The 20593-nt window shown below is 73.9% G+C and carries 14 protein-coding genes; 4 read left to right on the top strand and 10 right to left on the bottom strand.

The features are described from left to right. Positions 1-30 precede the first annotated feature (30 nt). Positions 31-660 (bottom strand): NAD(P)-dependent oxidoreductase, encoded by a 630-nt coding sequence (locus D5H75_RS11150; RefSeq protein WP_119926304.1) that lies wholly within the window; start codon positions 658-660, stop codon positions 31-33. Positions 661-790: 130 nt separating this feature from the next. Beyond that, on the bottom strand, positions 791-1738 hold the full coding sequence (locus D5H75_RS11145) for an EamA family transporter (RefSeq protein ID WP_119926303.1): 948 nt from the start codon (positions 1736-1738) through the stop codon (positions 791-793). Between the two features lie 79 nt (positions 1739-1817). Here D5H75_RS11145 and D5H75_RS11140 point away from each other — a divergent pair, with 79 nt between their 5' ends. The 4 genes from D5H75_RS11140 (at position 1818) to D5H75_RS11125 (ending at position 7866) form a co-directional block, all read left to right on the top strand. Beyond that, the gene (locus D5H75_RS11140; protein ID WP_119926302.1) at positions 1818-2684 is read left to right on the top strand and encodes a LysR family transcriptional regulator; all 867 of its coding nucleotides are present in this window, start codon (positions 1818-1820) and stop codon (positions 2682-2684) included. Positions 2685-3260: 576 nt separating this feature from the next. Beyond that, positions 3261-4898 carry a serine/threonine-protein kinase gene (locus D5H75_RS11135; RefSeq protein ID WP_202638045.1) on the top strand — a complete coding sequence of 546 codons (1638 nt, stop codon included), beginning with the start codon at positions 3261-3263 and terminating at the stop codon, positions 4896-4898. Between the two features lie 233 nt (positions 4899-5131). Continuing rightward, a complete protein-coding gene (locus D5H75_RS11130) occupies positions 5132-6409 on the top strand; it encodes an MFS transporter (protein WP_202638044.1) in 1278 nt (425 codons plus the stop codon). A gap of 59 nt (positions 6410-6468) precedes the next feature. Further along, positions 6469-7866, top strand: a complete 1398-nt coding sequence (locus D5H75_RS11125) for a class II fumarate hydratase (protein WP_119926299.1) — start codon at positions 6469-6471, stop codon at positions 7864-7866. Positions 7867-8737: 871 nt separating this feature from the next. On the opposite strand, the gene D5H75_RS41455 is transcribed toward D5H75_RS11125, so the two are convergent. From D5H75_RS41455 to D5H75_RS11085, 8 genes are all read right to left on the bottom strand, one after another. Continuing rightward, a complete protein-coding gene (locus D5H75_RS41455) occupies positions 8738-10717 on the bottom strand; it encodes a glycosyltransferase (RefSeq protein ID WP_202638043.1) in 1980 nt (659 codons plus the stop codon). Between the two features lie 295 nt (positions 10718-11012). After that, positions 11013-11849, bottom strand: coding sequence for an aggregation-promoting factor C-terminal-like domain-containing protein (locus D5H75_RS42885; RefSeq protein ID WP_242454137.1), 837 nt, complete (start codon positions 11847-11849; stop codon positions 11013-11015). A gap of 397 nt (positions 11850-12246) precedes the next feature. Then, positions 12247-13551, bottom strand: coding sequence for an RNA 5'-3' helicase PhoH2 (locus tag D5H75_RS11110; protein ID WP_119926298.1), 1305 nt, complete (start codon positions 13549-13551; stop codon positions 12247-12249). A gap of 275 nt (positions 13552-13826) precedes the next feature. Beyond that, entirely contained in the window at positions 13827-14588 is a 762-nt protein-coding gene (locus D5H75_RS11105) for an isoprenyl transferase (protein WP_119926297.1), read from the bottom strand. 83 nt (positions 14589-14671) lie between these two features. Next, on the bottom strand, positions 14672-15211 hold the full coding sequence (locus tag D5H75_RS11100; protein WP_242454136.1) for a hypothetical protein: 540 nt from the start codon (positions 15209-15211) through the stop codon (positions 14672-14674). Between the two features lie 194 nt (positions 15212-15405). Beyond that, positions 15406-17166: an MbnB/TglH/ChrH family RiPP precursor modification enzyme gene (locus D5H75_RS41450; protein ID WP_202638042.1), complete on the bottom strand. Its 1761-nt coding sequence runs from the start codon at positions 17164-17166 to the stop codon at positions 15406-15408. Between the two features lie 128 nt (positions 17167-17294). Beyond that, the gene (locus D5H75_RS41445) at positions 17295-18296 is read right to left on the bottom strand and encodes a TIGR04222 domain-containing membrane protein (RefSeq protein ID WP_202638041.1); all 1002 of its coding nucleotides are present in this window, start codon (positions 18294-18296) and stop codon (positions 17295-17297) included. A gap of 472 nt (positions 18297-18768) precedes the next feature. Next, positions 18769-20583 carry a phosphoenolpyruvate carboxykinase (GTP) gene (locus D5H75_RS11085; protein WP_119926296.1) on the bottom strand — a complete coding sequence of 605 codons (1815 nt, stop codon included), beginning with the start codon at positions 20581-20583 and terminating at the stop codon, positions 18769-18771. Positions 20584-20593 lie beyond the last annotated feature (10 nt).

The following is a 20593-nucleotide window of genomic DNA, read 5'->3' as shown; positions in this document are numbered from 1 at the left end:
CCATCCTGCCGCGCCGCCGTACCCGTTATGTCAGTAGGCGGCCGTGATGTGGCGGGTCCCCGACGGGGTCTCCAGTTCGTCCAGTACGGCCGCCGCCAGGTCCTCGGCGGAGATCCGGGAGCGGCCTTCCGCGTCGGTGAGCAGGACGTTCCCCCCTCGGCGGTATCGGCCGGTCCGGACGCCGGGCTCCAGGAAGGCCGCGGGGCTGAGGTAGGTCCAGTCCGCGCGGTGCGCCTCGCAGGCGCGGTACTGCGCGAGGCTGGCGGCGGCGAACGCCCGCCACTCCTCCGGGACATGCCTCGGGTCGTCGATGAGCAGCCGCTCCGGGTCGTCCGGGCCGCGCAGGACCGAGGCGCCGCCCACGACCAGGACCCGGACGTCCGCCGCGGCGGCCGCGTCGAGGACGGCCGTGGTCAGCGCGGGCACCCCGGACTCCCGCCCGGGCCGGGGCCGGGTCGCCTGGACCACCGCGTCCGCCCCCGCGAACAGCTCCCCCATCCGCTCGCGGTCACCCGCGTCGCCCTCGGCCGCGATCACCCCCTCGGGCCACCCCTCCACCGCCCTCCGGCACACCGCGACCACATCGTGCCCCCGGCGTACGGCCTCCGCCACGACCCGCGACCCGACCATCCCGGCGGCGCCCACGACGACGATCTTCATGACGACTCCTCTTCCCATTCCGAACAAGACGTTCTTCACCGAACACGGCTTCCTCACCAGGCCCGGCCTTCTCCGCCGGACGCGGCTCTCCCCACCGAGCGAGACGGCGCGGCCCGGTGCGCGCGCGGGGTCAGGCCGGGCCTGAGGCCGTTCCCACCGGGATCCGGGACTCGGGCGGGGTGGGGGCGGGGGGCTTGCGGAGGGCCGCCGGGGTGAGCTGCCCGGCGACGATCGCCGCGAGGGCCAGGGCGAAGCCGGCGAGCTGGACCGGGCCGAGGGTCTGGCCGAGGATCACGACGCCGAGGAGGGCGGCGACCATCGGGGACAGGAGGCCGAGGACCGCGACCGACGTGACCGGCAGCGAGGTGATGCCGCGGAACCACAGCACGTACGCCAGCAGCCCGCCGACCAGCCCGAGCCAGAGGTACCCCAGCGCGGCCGGACCGTCGATCGCGGGCGGCGGCCCCTCGGCGACCAGCGTGACGGGGAGCAGGAAGAGTCCCCCGGCCGCGAGCTGCCACCCGCCGAACGCCACCGGACCGACCCCCTCGGGCCTGCCCCAGCGCTTGGTCAGCGTGACGCCGAGCGCCATCGAGACCGCGCCGACCAGCCCGGCCGCGATCCCGGCCGCGTCGAACGCCGCCCGCGGCCCGAGCACCACGAGCCCGACGCCCGCGACCCCGGCCAGCCCCCAGGCGAACCGCCACAGCGAGGGCCGTTCACGCAGGATGCCGACCGCCAGGAGCGCCACGACCAGCGGCTGCGCGGCTCCGAGCGTGGCCGCGACCCCGCCCGGCAGGCGCTCGGCGGACAGGAACAGCAGCGGGAAGAACACGCCGATGTTCAGCACGCCCAGCGCCGCCGCCTTCCACCACCACGCGCCGCGCGGCAGCGTGCGGGTGACCGCGAGCGCGACCAGCCCGGCCGGCAGCGCCCGCATGAGCCCGGCGAACATCGGGTGCCCGGCCGGGAGCAACTCGGTCGTGACGACGTACGTGGTCCCCCAGACGACGGGGGCGAAAGCGGTCAGCGCGGTCCGGGCGAGCACTCCCCCGGAAGCGGTCTTTGAAGTACTCATGGGGTGATTCTGGACTGACCTGCATCGATGAGTCCAACACATACTTGTCACGCGAACGATCGTGATTCACGATAGATCCATGGAGCTCCAGCAGATGCGCTACGTCCTGGCCGTCGCCGAGACGAACAGCTTCACGCGCGCCGCCGAACGCTGCCTCGTCGTCCAGTCGGCCCTCAGCCACCAGATCGCCCGGCTCGAACGCGAGCTCGGCGCGCGCCTGTTCGACCGGACCAGCAGGCGGGTACGGCTGACGCCCGCGGGCGAGGCGTTCCTGCCCGCCGCCCGGCAGTGCCTGGACGCGGCCGAGCGCGCCGCCGCCGAGGTCGCCGCCGCCGTCGGGGAGGTGCGCGGGCGGCTGGCGGTCGGCGTGATCCCCACGGTCGCGGCCGTGGACATCCCCGCCGCCCTCGGGGACTACCGCGACCGGTACCCCCACGTCCGCGTCGCCCTCCGCGTCGGCGGCAGCGAACAGCTCACCGAGCAGGTCAAGGAGGGCGCCCTGGACGTCGGGTTCCTCGGCCTCCCCGCGACCGCCCGCCCCCAGGGCGTCCGCTCCCGCGAGCTCGCCCGCGACCGCCTCGTGGCCGTGCTGCCGCCCGGGCACCCCCTGGCCGCCGAACCCGAGGTCTCCCTGCGCACCCTGGCCGCGGAGACCTTCGTGGACTTCCCCGCGAACACCGCCGGGCGCATGCAGTCCGACCAGGCCTTCGCCGCCGCCGGCCTGCACCGCGAGGTCGCCTTCGAGGTCACCCACGCCGACCTGCTGACGCGCCTGGTCCACCAGGGCCTCGGCGTGGCCCTCCTCCCCCGCGCGTACACCCCCAACCTCACCGGCGTCACGACCGTCCCCGTCACCGACGCCCCCGCCCGCGTCGAGCACCTGATCTGGAGCCCCGCCACCATCACCCCCGCCGCCCAGGCCTTCCTCGACCTCCTCCCCGCCTGAGCCCCGCCCCCGTCCCGAACGGCCGCGCCACCTCCCCCGTCCCGAACGGCCGGCGCCACCTCCCCCGTCCCGTACGGCCGGCGCCACCTCCCCCGTCCCGTACGGCTGGCGCCACCGCCGACGGCTTGAGTCTCTGGTGTCCACGCCGGCCCCTGCGGGCAGTCCGCCTCGGCGGGAAGCGGCCCCGGCGTGCCTGGCTCCCCGTTCCCCGCGCCGACCCCGGAACCTCGGGACCGGTCCCTCCCGCGGCCTCCCCGGAAACCAGGCGAGAGCCGTACACGCCGCGCACCGGACCGCCCCGTACGTCCGAGGCGAGCGCACCGGCCCCGATCCGCACCGGGCGGGAGCCGTACCGGGCGGGAGCCGTACCCGGGCTCGGGCGAGGGGCGGGCGCGAGCCGTACCGGCTGAGCGGCGCGAGCCGGGCCCGCGGCACGCGGCGCGTAGGGGGAGGTGAGGGCCGGGTGGGCGGGGGTCGTACGGAAGCGAAGGAGCGGGGGACACGGCGCGGACCCAAACGGGTAACGCTACCCCGGCCCCTACTCCTATCGACAGATAAATGACTATCTTTTGCTTCATGCCGGAAGCGGAGAACCGAGTGCTCGCGGGGCGTTACGAGCTGCTCAACCCTGTGGGTCGGGGCAGCATGGGGACGGTGTGGAAGGCGCGCGACCAGCTCCTGCACCGCGACGTCGCCGTCAAGGAGGTGCGGTTCCCCGCCAACGTCCCCTCCGACCAGCGGGCGGAGCTGTGCGAGCGCACGGTCAGGGAGGCGCGCACGGCGGCTCAGGTCGATCACACGGCGGTCGTGACGATCTTCGACGTCGTGGTCGAGGACGACCGGCCGTGGATCATCATGGAGTTCATCGAGGCGCAGTCGCTGGAGCAGATCGTCGAGGCCGAGGGCCCGCTGCCGGCGCGGCTGGTCGCGGAGATGGGCGAGGACCTGCTGTCGGCGCTGCGCACGGCCCACGAGAAGGGCGTGCTCCACCGCGACGTGAAGCCCGGCAACGTGCTGATCACCAACGCCGGCCGCGTCGTCCTCACCGACTTCGGCATCGCCAAGCTCCAGGGCGAGCCCGGGCTGACCCGCACCGGCATGGTCATAGGCTCCCCCGGCTACACCGCGCCCGAGCGGGCGCGCGGGGAGTACACCGGCCCGGAGTCGGACCTGTGGTCGCTCGGCGCGACGCTGTACTACGCGGTGGAGGGCCGCCCGGCGTACGAACGGCCGAGCGTGATGGAGACGATCGCCGCGCTGCTGTCGGAGGAGGTGGACCCGCCGACCCAGGCCGAGTCGCTGAAGCCGGTGCTGGAGGGCCTGCTCCGCAAGGACCCCGAGCGGCGGATCACCACCGAGGTCGCGGCGATGGCGCTGCGCGTCGCCGCCCAGGGCCGCACCCTCCCCGACACGCTCCCGGAGCCGGACCCCAAGGCCAGGCCCGAGAGGCCGAAGCCCGAGCCCAAGCCCGAGCCCAGGTCCGCGGAGCCCGCGCGCAGCCTCTTCGAGCCCAAGGTCAAGCCGCAGCCCACCGACCAGGCCAAGTCCTCCTCGGACTCCGACAGCACGATGATGATCCCGTGGAACCCGGGAAGCCGCTCGGAGCCCAACGGGGCACCCGACGACCGCACGGTGGCCGTCTCGCTCCCGCAGAAGCCCGCCCCGGCCCCGCCCCGGCCCCCGCAGCCCCCGCAGCCCGGCGGGCCCGCCCAGCCCCCGGCCGGTCCCGGCGGTTCCGGCGCCCCCGGAGCCCCTGGAGTTCCCGACGCTCCCGGCGGACGCCCGGGTCCCGGTCCCGGTCCCGGTCCCGGCACGGCGACGCCGCCCGCCGACCGCCCTGCGGGCCACGGCTCCGCGGCCGGCCACGCCTCCGCGTCCCCCGCCCACCCCGGAGTCCAGGGTTTCGGCGGCCCCTACGGCCCGTCCACCGACCCGGCCGGCCACCGCGGCTCCTACCCGGGCCACGCCGCCCAGCCTCACCCGGGCGCGGGCGGCCGGGCGGGCGGGCCGCAGAGCCCTCAGAGTCCCCAGGGCTCGCCGGGCACCGGTGAGTCCCCCGAGGTCACCACGGGTTTCTTCACCTTCGGGCAGCTCTCCGGCCAGAAGCCCGCGTCCGACGAGATGAGCAAGTCCACCTTGATCATCCTCGTGGGCGTAGCGGTGATCGGCCTGGCGGTCATCTTCGGCCTCCTCGCCATCGTCGCCTTCAGCTAGCCCCCGGAGTCCCGGCCCCAGCCCCTTCGGACAGCCCTCCGGGCTCCGCCGCCCAGCCCTTCCGGGCCCCGCCGCCCAGCCTTCCGGGCCCGCCGCCGGGCGCGCTCCCCGCGAGCCGCCCGGCCGGTCACCCTGCCCGCCGGACCCCGAATGCTATGTCCGGTTTCCGCCGGTATCGCCGCATCAGCTCCGCCAGGATCCAGGTCTGCGGAAATCGGACTCGGGGGGCTCTCATGGCCATCGACACCCCCGCGCGTGCGGAACCGGCGAACGCGCCAACCGCCCGCCGGGACTTCGGACTGTTGTGGGCAGGGCAGTCGCTGTCGCTGTTCGGGGACCAGTTCCTCGTGCTGGCGCTGCCGCTGCTCGCGGTGACGGTGCTCGACGCGTCGCCGGCGCAGGCCGCGCTGCTGCCGTTCGCGTTGTTCGTGCCGTTCCTCCCGCTCGGACTGCCCGCCGGGGCGATCGTGGACCGGCTGCCCCGCCGTACGGTCATGCTCATCTGCGACGCCGTGCAGATGATCGCGTTCGGGGCGGTGTGGGCGCTGGCCGTCGCGGGCGGGCTCACCTTCCCGCTGCTGTTCGCGCTGGTGCTGGCCAGCGGGTGCGCGGTGGTGTTCTTCCAGGTGGCGTACACCGCCTACCTCCCCAGCCTGTACGGCGACCCGCACGACCTGCACCGGGGGAACACCCGGCTCGCGCTGTCGGAGTCGCTGTCGAAGGCGCTGGGCCCGATGGCGGCGGGGCCGGTGATCGCCGCGCTCGGGGCCGTCGGCGCGGTGGCGGCCAACGCCGTCAGCTTCGGCGCCTCGGTGGTCTCCCTCGCCCTGATCAGGCACCGGGAGCCGCCGCGTACGGCGACCGCCCGCGAGCGCGGCTGGCTCCGGCGGGACATCGCCGAGGGGCTGCGGTTCGCCCTCGGCCACCCGATCCTGCGCCCGGTGCTGATCTGCGGCACGACGTACGTGCTGTTCCTGTCCATGGTGGAGACCAGCCTCGTGCTGTACCTGCGCGACGTGATCGGCCTGTCCCCGCAGTGGATCGGCGTGGTGGTCGGGGCGGCCGCGGCCGGCTACCCGATCGGGAACCTCGCCTCGACCCGCCTCAGCCGCCGCCTGGGCGCCCCCCGCGCGCTCATGCTGGCCGCCTCCGTCTCGGTCCTCGGCATCGTCGCCATGCCCGTGCTGGGCTCCCTCGGGGGTACGGCGGGCGCGGTCGGGCTGGTCGCCGGGAGCGTCGTCCACTGCGTCGGGGAGGGCGCGTTCAACCCCGTGTCGGTGACGCTGCGGCAGACCTCCGCGCCGCCCGCGCTGCTCGCCAGGGTCGGGTCGGTGCAGCGGTTCCTGCTGTGGGGCGCGATCGCCCTCGGCAGCCTGCTGGCCTCGGGCGTCACCGCGCTCTCCGGGCTGTCGGCCGCCGTCTGGGCCGGGGCGCTGGGCACGGTCCTGTGCCTGCCCGCGCTCTTCACCGGAGGCGTGCGCGCCGCCGTACTGCGCAAGACCGTTTCCTGACCCGGACGCGGCCACCCTCGGCCGCGCGAGCCGCAGGGCCGCGTGCGAGGGTGGTGGGTATGGAATTCCGTATCGAGCATGACTCCATGGGAGAGGTGCGGGTGCCCGCCGACGCCAAGTGGCGGGCCCAGACCCAGCGGGCGGTCGAGAACTTCCCGATCTCCGGTCGCGGCCTGGAGCGGGCGCACATCGCGGCGCTGGGGCGGATCAAGGCCGCCGCCGCGCGGGTCAACGGCGAACTGGGCGTGCTGGACAAGGACATGGCCGAGGCGATCTCGGCGGCGGCCGAGGAGGTCGCGGCGGGCAAGTGGGACGACCACTTCCCGATCGACGTGTTCCAGACGGGCTCGGGCACGTCCAGCAACATGAACGCCAACGAGGTGATCGCCACGCTGGCGTCCGAGCGGCTGGGCCGTTCGGTGCACCCCAACGACCATGTGAACGCCTCGCAGTCCTCCAACGACGTCTTCCCCAGCTCGATCCACGTCGCGGCGGTCGCGGCGATCGTCCACGACCTGCTGCCCGCGCTGGAGCACCTGGGCCTGACGCTGGGCGAGAAGGCCATGGAGTTCGAGAACGTGGTCAAGTCGGGGCGCACCCACCTGATGGACGCCACGCCGGTCACGCTCGGGCAGGAGTTCGGCGGCTACGCGGCGCAGATCCAGCTCGGCATCGAGCGGCTGCAGTCGTCCCTGCCCCGGCTGGCCGAGCTCCCCCTCGGCGGCACGGCGGTCGGCACCGGCATCAACACGCCGTACGGCTTCGCGGCGGGCGCGATCCGGTCGTTGTCGGAGGCGACCGGGCTGCCGTTCACCGAGGCCAGAAACCACTTCGAGGCGCAGGGCGCGCGGGACTCCCTGGTCGAGACCTCGGGCCAGCTCCGCACGATCGCGGTCGGCCTCAACAAGATCGCGAACGACCTGCGCTGGATGGGGTCGGGGCCGCGGGCCGGGCTCGCGGAGATCCAGCTCCCGGACCTCCAGCCGGGTTCGTCGATCATGCCGGGCAAGGTCAACCCGGTGATCCCCGAGGCAGTGTGCATGGTCGCCGCCCAGGTCATCGGGAACGACGCCACGATCGCCTTCGCCGGCTCCGCCGGGAACTTCGAGCTCAACGTGATGCTCCCGGTCCTGGCCCGCAACATCCTGGAGTCCATCCGCCTGCTGGCGAACGTCTCCCGCCTGCTGGCCGACCGCTGCGTCAAGGGCATCACCGCCAACGCCGACCGCGCCCGGGAGTACGCCGAGTCCAGCCCCTCCATCGTCACCCCCCTGAACCGCTACCTGGGGTACGAGGAGGCCGCCAAGATCGCCAAGCAGGCCCTCGCCGAGCGCAAGACCATCAAGGACGTCGTGATCGAACGCGGCCACGTAGCCGGCGGCGCCATCACCATGGGCCAACTGGACCAAACCCTGGACGTCCTGGCCATGACCCGCCCCCCACACCCCGAAACATAACCCCAGGCCCTCCCCCTCGGCCCCCCTCAAGGAGCCCCGCCGTCCAGAGGCACACCCTCACGACGTCATCCCCGGGGGACCCCACCCCCGGGGCCCACCTTCAGGGACCTCCTCGGGGGCCTCCCCCTCGGGGCCTCCCCCTCAGAGCGCCTCGCCGTCAGAGCGCCTCGCCGTCAGAGAACCTCCCCGTCGGGGGTCAGACACTCTCGGTGTCGTCCCCCGGGGTACCCCACCCTCGGCGGCGCGCCACTCATGGCCCAACTCCGGAAGACCACACTCAGGGGGACATCGCCCGGGGCATCCCTCTCGTCGTGATCATGCAGTTTTGAGCACAGGGTGTGCGCAAAACTGCATGATCACCGCGAGGAAGGGGGCCGGCGGGCCGGGCCCGAGGGCTGAGCACCAGGTGCCGAACCCACGGGGGGACCGGCGAACCGGAGCTGCCGCACCGCGATGCGGAGTATCGATCAGCAGACTCACCAGGCCACCCGCATCTCTCGCGGGCCTCCCCTCGGGGTTCCCCCCTCAGGGTTTCACCTTCGGAGCTCCACCCTCGGAACTCCACCCTCGGAACCCCACCTTCGGAGCTCCACCCTCGGAACTCCGCCTTCGGGGCTTCACCCTCGGGGCTTCACCCTCGGAACCCCACCCTCGGAACCCCACCCTCGGAACCCCACCCTCGGAACCCCACCTTCCGGGCTTCACCTTCGCGCGCACCTCACCCGCGCGGGTCCCACGCTCGGTGACCTCACCTCGGGCCCCATGCTCGGGGAGCCCCATCCTCGTCGTGATCATGCAGTTTTGAGCACAGGGTGTGCGCAAAACTGCATGATCACGACGGAGGGAGGGGCGGCGGGCGGGGCGGGGGTGGTCAGGTGGGGGGGTCGGGTGGGGGGACGTAGCGGCGGTAGCCGGAGTGGGCGGCGCCGTAGAGGAGGCGGACGACGGGGACGCGGCGGGCGGCGCGGTGGGCGAGGGCGGCGGCCCGGGAGCGGACCGGGCGGGTGGCCGGGGCGGGGCGGATGTACGCGCGGCCCGTGAGGGTGACCTCGATGCCGCACTCCAGCGGGGTCTCCACGCCGTCCACGCGCAGCGCGCCGGTCCAGCCGCCGGGGCTCAGGCCGTACGACGACGGGAGAAGCCGGGCCGGGACCTTGGCGACGAGCTGGCCGGGCAGGCGGCCGGGGACGCCCGGCTCGATCACGGCGGGGACGGAGACCACGCGGGAGCCGCCGGCCTGGCGCAGGACGAGATCGACCGGCGGCCCGCCGCTGGGCGGGACGTACGGCACGGGCATCGCGACGAACAGGTGCCCGTCCTGCCGCGCCACCTCGGCCGACGCCGACGCGAGGGCGACCGTGCGGGCGAACGACTCCGGCTGCACGGCGACCGCGAGCCCGCCTTCGGCCGTCCAGAACGGGGCGACCAGGCGGCGCGGGTAGTCCGCCAGGGTCCCCACGCACCCGCGCTCGGCCTGCGCGGACCGATGCGCGCCCAGCTCCGTGGTCGCCGGGCGGCCGCAGCAGTCCACGGTGACGTACACGTCCCACACGCCCGCGTCGAGCCGGTGCCCCTGGGCGGCCGAGCCCACGTCCAGCCGCGCCTGCCCGGCCGTCCAGACGCGGACCGCGCCCTCGTGCTCGTGCCGGAGCACCCGGAACATGACGGGCAGGGCGAACGCCTCTCGCGTCTCCCGGTTGCGGATGAACACCTCCAGCCGGGTGTGCTCGATCGCGTCGGTCACGTCGAGGAGTTCGGGCCCGATCCCGGCGATCCGCAGCGGCGGCTCCAGCGCCACGCGCTCGCCGTACCTCCGGAACCCGAGGGGGGCGCCGTCCGCGTAGACCAGCTCGGCGGACAGGTCCAGCACGAGCACGCCCTCGTCCCAGCGCACCTCGTCGAGCTGCGCGCACACCTGCGCGTCGCGCTCGGCCTCGGCGAGGAGGGCCAGGTCGGTCAGCCGGTCGTGGCGGGCCAGCGCGGAGCGCAGGCGCAGGTGGGCGGGCAGGAACTCGTCCAGCTCGGCGCGGAAGCACTCCCGCAGCAGCGCGGCGGTCTCCGCGAGCAGCCAGCCGCGCTGGTTCGGCGGGGCGCGGTGGTAGAGGTCGCCGCCGAGGCGGGGCAGCAGCTCGGAGGCCAGCCAGTGCGCGTAGAGGCGGTCGCGTTCGAGCCCGGCCTCGGTGCAGGCGTCCACGACGTCCAGCACACGGCGGATCCCGGCGCTCAGCGCGGGCGGCTCGTACCCCGGCTCGGGCCGCTCGCCCACGTGGCAGCAGGTGTAGTCGGCCAGCACCGACACGACCTTGGACCGCAGCAGGGCGTGCAGGGCGAACATCTCGTCGGCCAGCGGCTCCCGGTACTCCACCGGCAGCCCGATGTCCTCGAGGAACTCGCGGCGGAACAGCATCCGCGCCCCGAGGGCGCTCAGCAGGCCGTGGTGCAGCACGTCGGCGCGCTCGCGGTTGCACTTGAACACCGGCGCGGGCACGTCGGCGCCCCGCCCCGCGAGCCGGCCGACCAGCACGTCCGCGTCGTTGGCGACCGCGTGGTCGTACATCCGCGCGGCGGCCTCCCCGGCGAGCCGGTCCTCGGCGTCCACGAAGTAGACGTACTGCCCGCGCGCGTGCGCCAGCCCCGTGCGCCGCAGCGCGTCCGGGGCGCAGACGACGCTGACGTGCGGCCACGTCGCGACCCGGGCGTCGAAGGCCGCCGGCACCGACGTCCCGGCGACGACGAAGACCACCTCGTGCTCGTCCACCGGCAGGGACTGGCCCAGCAGCGTGTGGACGCACTCGTCACTGACGTGGTCCGGGTCCTGGACCGAGACCACCACGCTGACCTTGACGCTCATGCCTGCCAGCGTGCTGGAGGAGGGTACGGCGAGGCGGGGACCTTGCCGCTGTCCAGACGCAGTCCTGACGCAGGTTTAGGTGCGTCTTAGGTCATACGCGCGAGGGCCGGCCGTCCCGATGACCCCCGGGCGCCCGGCGAGCCACCGAGCGCCGATGAACCACCGAGCGACGGCGGGCCCCCGGGCGACGAGCCGCCGGCGAGCCGCGGGAGGACCCGGTGCGCCGCGGGAGGACCCGGTGAGCCGGCGCGGCGCCGGCCGGGTCATCGGCCGGGCCCGGCCGGGTGCCCGCCGGTCAGTACCAGTGGCGGGCCTGCCAGTGCGCCCAGGCCTTGCACGGGGAGCCGTAGCGGCCGCCGATGTAGCCCAGGCCCCACTTGATCTGCGTGCGCGGGTTGGTGCGCCAGTCGGCGCCCGCGCTGGCCATCTTGGAGGCGGGCAGCGACTGCGGGATGCCCCCCGCGCCCGAGCTGGGGTTGTAGGCCTTGTGGTTCCAGCCGCTCTCCTTGTCCCACAGGCGCTCCAGGCAGCCCCATTCGGACGCCCAGCCCTTGGCGGCGTTCATCTCCTTGCCGATGGCCTTGTTGGAGCCCGGGGTGGGGTTGGAGCCGGTCGGGACCTCGAACGGGTTGCCCGGCTTGCCGTTCTCGCCGGCGGGCGGGGTCGGCGTGGGCCGCTCGACGGGCCGCAGCGGGTCGTCCTGCTTCCTGCGGGAGTCGCCGAGCTGCTTCTTCTTCATCTCCGCGAGCGCGGCGACCACGAAGGGGTCGTCGCTGGGGAGCGGCTGCGGCTTGCGTGGATCGCCCTGCGCGACCTCGCTGGCGTCCGGCACCCCGGCCGCGTCGCCGAACAGGACGCGCGCGGCGTCCTCCGGCGTCAGCGGCTTCCCCGCGGCCGCGGTCGCGGCGGGTTCGTCCATGTCCGCGAGCTTGATCACACCGACCGTGCCGCCGCCGACCAGGACCAGTGCGACGGCGATCGCGAAGAGCTTGCGCCCCCCGAGCCAGCGCCGGGTCTCCTCGACGCCTACGGGGACGCGTTCCTGCGCCTGTGCGGGCTGATCGGGCTGCGGGGTCGCTCCCGCGCGCCTCCTGCCCTTGCTGTGCCCCCGACCCGAATGACGTGACCTCACGGAGCCATACCTTGCTAGACGCAAGGGGTGATGTGCGACCCGAACAGGGGACTCCCCTTACCTCTTAACGAACCGGTCTAGATCATTCTTTGCCCGAACAGGCCCTGTACTTGGGGTTTCTCGCCCACGACCCCGCTGTGTGTGATTTTGCTCACACTCTACTTCGCGGGCCTTCATCCCCATTCGTCCCACCCGTCGTCCCGCCCGATTTCTCCCGCCGGTCCACCCCGCGTCCCGTCGCCGCTCCACCCCGCGTCCCGCCGCCGGGCCGCCCGCGCCGTACGGCTCGCGCCCGCTTCCGCCGTACGGCTCGCGCCCGCCGTACGCGGGCGGGGAAGGGTGGCGCCGGGGGGCGCGGATCACGCACGCGTCCCCCGGCGGCCGGTCCTCGGCGGCGTCAGACGCCGACGTCCTCTAGCATCTCCGTCACGAGGGCGGCGATGGGGGAACGTTCCGAGCGGGTCAGGGTCACGTGGGCGAACAGCGGGTGGCCCTTGAGCTTCTCGACCACCGCGACCACGCCGTCATGGCGGCCGACCCGCAGGTTGTCGCGCTGCGCCACGTCGTGGGTGAGGACCACGCGGGAGCCGGCCCCGATGCGGGACAGGACCGTGAGCAGGACGCCGCGTTCGAGGGACTGCGCCTCGTCCACGATCACGAACGCGTCGTGCAGGGAGCGGCCGCGGATGTGGGTCAGCGGCAGGACCTCCAGCATCCCGCGGTCGAGCACCTCCTCGATCACCTCGGGCGTGGTGACCGCGCCGAGCGTGTCGAAGACGGCCTGCGCCCACGGGCTCATCTTCTCGTTCTCCGAGCCCGGCAGGTAGCCGAGGTCCTGCCCGCCCACGGCGTACAGCGGGCGGAAGACGACGACCTTGCGGTGCTGGCCGCGTTCGAGCACGGCCTCCAGGCCCGCGCACAGGGCGAGCGCGGACTTGCCGGTGCCCGCGCGGCCGCCCATCGAGACGATGCCGATGTCGTTGTCCATGAGCAGGTCGAGGGCGATGCGCTGCTCGGCCGAACGCCCGTGCAGGCCGAAGACCTCGCGGTCGCCGCGCACCAGCTTGACCGACTTGTCGGGCATGACCCGGCCCAGCGCCGAGCCGCGCGTGGACAGCAGCCGCAGGCCCGTGTTGCAGGGCAGTTCCGCGGCCTCGGCCAGATCCAGCGCGCCGGACTCGAACAGCGTCTCCACGTCGCTCTCGGCGACGGTCAGCTCGGCCATGCCGGTCCAGCCTGACTCGAAGACCAGCTCCGCGCGGTACTCCTCGGCCGCCAGCCCGATCGAGGCGGCCTTGACCCGCATCGGCAGGTCCTTGGACACGAGCACCACGTCGTGGCCCTCCGCCGCGAGCGCCCGCGCCACCGTGAGGATGCGGGTGTCGTTGTCGCCCAGCCTGAAGCCCACCGGCAGGATCGAGGGGTCGCTGTGGTTGAGCTCCACCCGGACGGTCCCGCCGTCGTCCCCGACGGGAAGCGCCTCGTCCAGCCGTCCGTGCCGCAACCGCAGGTCATCGAGGTACCGCAACGCCTTCCGCGCGAAGTACCCAAGCTCGGGGTGGTGACGCTTGGCCTCCAACTCGGTGATCACGACGATCGGCAGGACCACCTCATGCTCGGCGAAGCGCGTCAGCGCCGCGGGGTCGGCGAGCAGGACCGAGGTGTCGAGGACGTAGGTACGGCGGGTCGAGGATGTGGCCACGCGTTCTCCCCCGGGCGCCCGAGATCGGCGCCCTGCACAGAGTGATGAGTGAACCGGTTCCGGGCCCGTGTGCAGGCGGGCCGGGATCCGGCCCTTCGTGCCATCACGCTCTCGCGCAAATGCGGGCCCTCTCCCGAGACAAGTGATCCGGACAGCAGCCGGACCGACTCACCTACCAAGGTACGTCCTTTATTCCCTCTGCCAAGGGTCGCACGCCAGGGTGAAACAGGGTGTTAACGTGCTTTTCCTGCGGAGTTCGCTGGATGGCAGGGGATTCAGGAGCCGTACCGGCGGTGCCGCGCGGCGTACGAGCGGAGCGCGCGCAGGAAGTCCACCTTGCGGAAGTCCGGCCAGAAGGCCTCGCAGAAGTAGAACTCCGAGTGAGCGCTCTGCCAGAGCAGGAAGCCCGAGAGCCGCTGCTCTCCCGATGTGCGGATGACCAGGTCCGGATCGGGCTGGCCGCGCGTGTAGAGATGCTCCGCGATGTGCTCGACGTCGAGGACCTCGACGATCTCCTCGATGCTCGCGCCTTTGCTCGCGTGTTCCTGTAGGAGGGAGCGCACCGCATCAGCGATCTCACGCCTACCTCCATACCCAACCGCAACGTTCACAATCATGCCCGGTTGGTGGGCTGTGCCCTCTTTCGCGTCTTTCAGCACCCGCGCGGTGTGGTCGGGGAGGAGGTCCAGCGCGCCGACCGGCTTCACGTGCCGGCCCTGCTTGGCCAGGTTGGTGACCAGGTCCTCGATGACCCTGAGCAGGGGGTCCAGCTCCTCCTTGGGGCGGGCCAGGTTGTCGGTGGAGAGCAGCCAGAGCGTGACGACCTCGACCCCGGCCTCGTCGCTCCACTGGAGCAGCTCGGAGATCTTGTCGGCGCCCTTCTGGTAGCCGCCGCGCACGCCCTTCATGCCCATCGCACGGGCCCAGCGGCGGTTGCCGTCGACGATCACGCCGATGTGCCGCGGCCTGGTCTCGGGGGACAGCGACGCCTCGATCCGGCGTTCGTACAGCCGGTATACGAGATCGCGCAGTCCCATGTGAAAACCCTCCGTTTGCCGCCCCGCCCGCTCATCCGGGGGCTTCGGGGCTTACCGCAGCTTACGGCCCACCCGGCACGCCATTATCCCGCGCCGAGCCGAATCGGCACCCCATCTGCGGAAATTGGGGGCTGTCCCAGGCGCACCGATTCTCCATAGGAAGTGCCCAGCTCCTGCTCGGCGTCCGCGACGAGTTCGGCCAGGAACTCCGCCAGCTCCGTGGAGGTGAGCACGGCGCGGACGGCGGTCCCCGTCGAGCCCCACGCCTCGACGAACGCCCTGCGGTGCAGCCGCCAGCCGGTCGCCTTCTCCCACGCCGAATCGCTCCGCACGTGGCACCGGAACTCCCCGGCCACCGGCACGTCCACCCGCTCCCGGTAGCGGAACTCGAACAGCTCGCCGTCGCGGCTGCACGGGAACCGGTCGTCGGGATCCGGCCACGAGGACTCGTCGGCCCGCGCCTCCTCCAGCAGATGCCCCACCCGGGCGAGGAACCATCCGCACCGCTCCCCCACGGCGCCGTACGGCGTGCCGTCCCGTTCCAGGTCCAGCGTCACCTCATACGGCGTCCCCTCCCGGTCCCGGCACGCCACCGGCACGACCCGCAACTCGGAGCCATCCACACACCGCAAAATCCCCACGAACCAGGCAATCTCCGCTGAGCTCCGCTTCAATCCCCCGCCCGGGTCAACATCCCCCAGATTCCCCGTCTCCTTCCCCGACGCCCCAGCTCACCGCCTCGCCCATTCCCCAGATCCCGGCCTCGGCCCCTGCCACGCACCCCGGCCCCGAAGCCCGGTCGAAGCCGGCGGAACGGTCAGGGGTGATGGTCACGGCGTCCGGCGGCGAACAGGCGCGCGGGTGAGAGGAGGCGGAGGACGCGCCCGATCGCGCCGGGAGGGCGCGGCCGGGACGCGGGCGGGGGCTCGGCGGAAACCCCGGGGGACGGGACCAGGGACGAGGAGGCCCGGCCGGAGCGGGGCGGCCCTGAAGGGGCCGGGACTGCACGGGCCGGGACTGAGGGGACCGGGACTGAGGGGGACGGCGCCGAGGGGGTCGGGGTGGGGATGGCCGGGGGTGTGGGGCGGTGGTGGCCGGCCAGCCAGGCGGCGAAGGCGGTGGCGTCGGCTCGGGAGCCGCCGGGGGGCTTGGGGCGGCCGCTGGCGTAGCCGAAGAAGAGGCGGGAGTAGTCGTCGCCCAGGGAGGCGGCCAGGGACGGCCAGGAGCGGGCCACGTCGTCGCGGCGCTTGGCGACCAGGCTGCGGGCCTGGACGCGCATGCGGTCCGGGTCGAAGCCCTCGGGGAGCGGCCCCGCCGCCACGAGGTGCGCCACCACGGCCGCCTGCGCCGCCGCCAGCCGATCCCGAGCGGACCCGCCCTCCGGCCCCGCACGGCCCGGCTCAGGACGCCACCGCGGGACGTCCCCCTCCGGTCTCTCCCCACCCGTGGCCGGCCGCCGCGAGCCGTCGCCCGCCGATCCCTCCTCACCCGGCTCAAGCCGCGGCGGAGCGCCTCCCTCCGGGACCTCCGCGGCGCGCGCCGGCCACCGCGAGCCGCCGCTGACCGGCCCCTCGCCGGTCGGCTCAGGCCCTCGGCGCGAAGCGTCCGTCTCCGGGCCGTCCCCGGCCGGCGCCTGCCGCGGCGAGCCGTCGCTGAGCGGACCCGGCGCACTCGGTCTCTCGTGGACGGATGGAGACCAGGGGGCGGTCCGGGAGCGGGAGCGGATGCGGTCCAGCTCGGCGGCGAGGGCGCTGTCGCTGGGGTAGTCGGCGTCCCATTCGAGCAGGACGCCGGCGGGCGCGTGACGTCGGCACAGCTCGGCCAGGAGGGTCAGGATCTCCGGGGTGGGCGGGCGGGTGTGGGTGTCGTGCCAGACGCCCTGGACCTCGTAGCCGCCCGCCACGTGGACGTAGGCCAGGGAGCCGAGAGGGAGCGCGTCCAGGGCGGCCAGGGGGTCCAGGCCGAGGTTGACGCGGTTGTTGTGGAGGTTGGCCACGTCCACGAGGAGGTGGACGCCGGTCCTGGCGACGAGCTCGGCGAGGAACTCGGCCTCGCCCAGCTCCTCGCCCGGCCAGGCGAAGATCGCCGAGACGTTCTCCAGCGCGAGGGGGACGGGGAGGGCGGCCTGCGCCAGCCGTACGTTCGCGGTCAGGATGTCGAGGCTCTCGCGGGTGCGCGGCACGGGGAGCAGGTGGCCGGCCTCCAGGCCGCCGCCGCGGACGAAGGCGAGGTGCTCGCTGACCAGGGGCGCGTCCACGGCCTCCGCGCAGCGGGCCAGGTGCTCCAGCCGGCGCGGGTCGGGCGGATCCGCGCCGCCGATGCCCAGCCCGACCCCGTGCGGGACCACGCGGACACCGCGGTCGCGCAGGATCCGCAGCGACTCGGGCACGGCCGGGGGCCGCAGCGTCTCCGCGATCACCTCGACGAACCCGATGCCCGGCAGCCGCTCCACCGTCAGGTCCAGCTCGGGCCGCCACCCGATGCCGACCCCGAATCCACCGTGATCCCCCGCCGCGCCCTCCGCGCTCCGAACCGCGCTCCGCTCAATGTTCCGATCAGTGCTCCGAACCGTGCTCATGGCCGCCTCCTCGCCACCGCGTCCGGCCTGTCGCTTCGGACGTTATGACATCGCGGAGGCCCGCCCCGGCCCTTCACGCCCGCCTGTGGACAACGGAACCGCCTGTGGATGACTCCGCGCCTCACGGCTCAGCCGCCACCGCCGCCGCAGCCTCCACCGCCTCCCCCGCAGCCGCCGCCGGAGCCGCCGTCAGCGCCGCCACCGCCGCCGCCCCAGCTTCCGCTCGCCCCGCAGGAGGAGCCGGAGCAGCTCGCGCCCGTCCCGCAGGTCCAGTCGCCGGTGCCGGGCTCGCCGCCGTGCGCCCCGCCGCAGGCTCCCGACGAACACGCCTGGCCGGCCCCCGAGTCGTCACGTCGCGTGCCCAGCGCGTCGGCCGTCTCCTGGTCGGGGAAGGCGGTCAGGCCGTACAGCCCGACCGGCGCCAGCGCCAGGTGGGCGCTGGTCTGCACGCCCAGGGAGGTCCGCGGGCGCGGGTGCCGCCGCCGCGCGCGCTCCAGGGCGTAGGCCCCGGCGGTCGTGAGCGACCCGGCGAGCCGCCGCCGGAACGCGCGGTGCCCCAGGAACCCGAGTCCGGCCAGGACCAGCGCGGCGAACGCCTGCCCGCCCGTGTCCGCCCCGGTGACCAGCGACACCGTGGCGACGACGGCCAGGCCCAGCAAGCCGATCGACGCCCCGAGGAGCCATCCGTTGAGCCGGACGGCCCCGTGGACGGCGTCGCGCCGGAGCAGCAGCCCGTCCCGCCGCAGGTGTTCCGCGAGCGCGTCCATCGCCGGGCCGTTCCCGACCTCGTGGCGCACCTCTCCGGCGGACCGCCCGCCCGGGCTCGCGTTGACGGCCTGGAGAACCGCGTGCTCGATCGGGTCGGCCGACGAGGCGGCGCCCGCCACGCCCGTGACCGTCCCTCCGCGCGCCACCCGGACCTCCCCCCGGGCCGCGAGCGCCGCCAGCGCCGTGTTGACCGCCCGCCGGGGCCCTCCGGCCAGGTAGGCCAGCTCGTAGTCGCCCAGCGGCCGCGCCCCGTGGACGTTGTCGACGTAGCGGGCCCTCCGGTGCTCCTTCCGCACCCCCGTCGCGAGCACCAGGAGGGCGACAGCGCCCACCACCAGCAGGATCGTTAGGACAGTTCCCATCGCCCACCTCCGGCGAAGAACCCCCGTCGCCAACCCGGCGACCGGCCCGCCCCAAGGTTCGCGACAACCGCTCGGCATGACCCGAAGCTCCGGGGCGGCCCTACCGGTGCCGCGATGGTAAGCACCCGCCGCCCCCTCCCGGAACCCCCCGCCGCCATCCCTTTCCGCCCGTGGCGGCGGAGCGCCCCCGCGAAGGCCGTACGACCACACCCACTCCGCCGAGCCGTACGGCGACACGCCCCCCGCCGAGCCGTACGGCGGCGCACGCCCGGCCCAGCCCGTACGGCGGGCGGCCCGCGCGCGAGCCGTACGGCGGGGCGCGCGGCGGCGGCCGCACGGCGGGAGGCGCACGGCGGCGGGCGGGCGGCGGGAGCCGTACCGGCGGAAGGAGCGGGCGGGAGCCCGGGGAGGAGCCCGGAACGGGCCGGAGCCCGCCATCCCAGGGGGTGACGGGCTCCGCGGCGCGACGGGGTCAGCCGAGGCGGTCCAGGAGGACGCGGTACTCCTCCCACAGCTCCTTGGGCAGGTGGTCGCCGAAGGTGCGGAAGTGGTCGGGGATCAGCGCGGCCTCCTCCTTCCAGACCTCCTGGTCCACCTCGAGGAGGGTCCGCAGGTCGTCCTCGGACAGGTCGAGGCCGTCCAGGTCCAGGGACTCGCGCGTCGGGACGTTGCCGATCGGGGTCTTGACCGCGTCGGCCTTGCCGTCGAGCCGCTCGATGATCCACTTGAGGACGCGGCTGTTCTCGCCGAAGCCCGGCCAGACGAACTCGCCCCGGTCGTTCTTGCGGAACCAGTTGACGTAGTAGATCCGCGGCAGCTTCTCCGGGTCCGCCGTCGCGCCGACCTTGATCCAGTGGGCGAAGTAGTCGCCCATGTTGTACCCGCAGAACGGCAGCATGGCGAAGGGGTCGCGGCGGAGCTCGCCGACCTTGCCCTCGGCGGCGGCGGTCTTCTCGGAGGCGACGTTGGCCCCGAGGAAGACGCCGTGCTGCCAGTCGAACGACTCGGTCACCAGCGGCACCGCCGTCGCGCGGCGCCCGCCGAACAGGATCGCGCTGATGGGCACGCCCTTCGGGTCCTCCCACTCAGGGGCGATCGTCGGGCACTGGGACGCCGGCGTGGTGAAGCGCGCGTTCGGGTGCGCGGCGGGCTCGCCGGACTCGGGGGTCCAGGGCCGGCCCTTCCAGTCGGTCAGCCCGGCCGGGGGCTCGTCGGTCAGGCCCTCCCACCACACGTCGCCGTCCTCGGTGAGGGCGACGTTGGTGAAGACGCTGTTGCCCCAGAGGGTCTTGATGGCGTTGGCGTTGGTCTTCTGGCCGGTGCCGGGCGCGACGCCGAAGAAGCCCGCCTCGGGGTTGATGGCGTACAGCCGCCCGTCCTCGCCGAAGCGCATCCAGGCGATGTCGTCGCCGATCGTCTCGACCTTCCAGCCGGGGATCGTGGGCTGGAGCATGGCGAGGTTGGTCTTGCCGCAGGCCGAGGGGAACGCGGCGGCGACGTACCGGGGCTCCCCGCCGGGCGGGGTGAGCTTGAGGATCAGCATGTGCTCGGCCAGCCAGCCCTCGTCGCGGGCCATCACGCTGGCGATGCGCAGCGCGTAGCACTTCTTGCCGAGCAGGGCGTTGCCGCCGTACCCCGAGCCGTAGGACCAGATCTCGCGGGTCTCGGGGAAGTGGGAGATGTACTTCGTGGAGTTGCACGGCCAGGGCACGTCCCGCCGGCCGGGCTCCAGCGGCGCGCCGACGGAGTGCACGCAGCGCACGAAGTCGCCGCGCTCCTCGATGAGGCGCAGCGCCGGCTCACCCATGCGGGTCATGACCCGCATCGACACCGCGACGTACGGAGAGTCGGTGATCTCCACGCCGAGCTGCGAGATGGGGCCGCCGAGGGGGCCCATGCAGAAGGGGACGACGTACATGGTGCGCCCGCGCATGCTGCCCTTGAACAGCTCGCCGAACGTGCGCCGCATCTCGTCGGGGGCGATCCAGTTGTTCGTCGGGCCCGCGTCCTCCTCGCGTTCCGAGCAGATGTAGGTGCGGTCCTCGACGCGCGCCACGTCACTGGGGTCCGACGCGGCGTAGAAGCTGTTGGGGCGTTTCGCGGGGTCGAGCCGCTTGAAGGTGCCCTGCTCAACCAGGAGGTCGGTCAGGCGCTGCCATTCGGCGTCGGACCCGTCGCACCAGACGACGTTGTCGGGCTGGGTCAGCGCCGCGATCTCGCCGACCCACTCGATCAGCTCGCGGTTGCTGGTCGGAGGCTGGTCAAGGCCGGGGACCTGTTGGGACACGATAGCTCCT

Origin of the sequence: Bailinhaonella thermotolerans (genome assembly GCF_003594875.1) — a bacterium.
In the GTDB taxonomy this organism is placed as follows: Bacteria; Actinomycetota; Actinomycetes; order Streptosporangiales; family Streptosporangiaceae; genus Bailinhaonella; species Bailinhaonella thermotolerans.
This window is presented reverse-complemented; position numbering and strand designations above follow the sequence as displayed.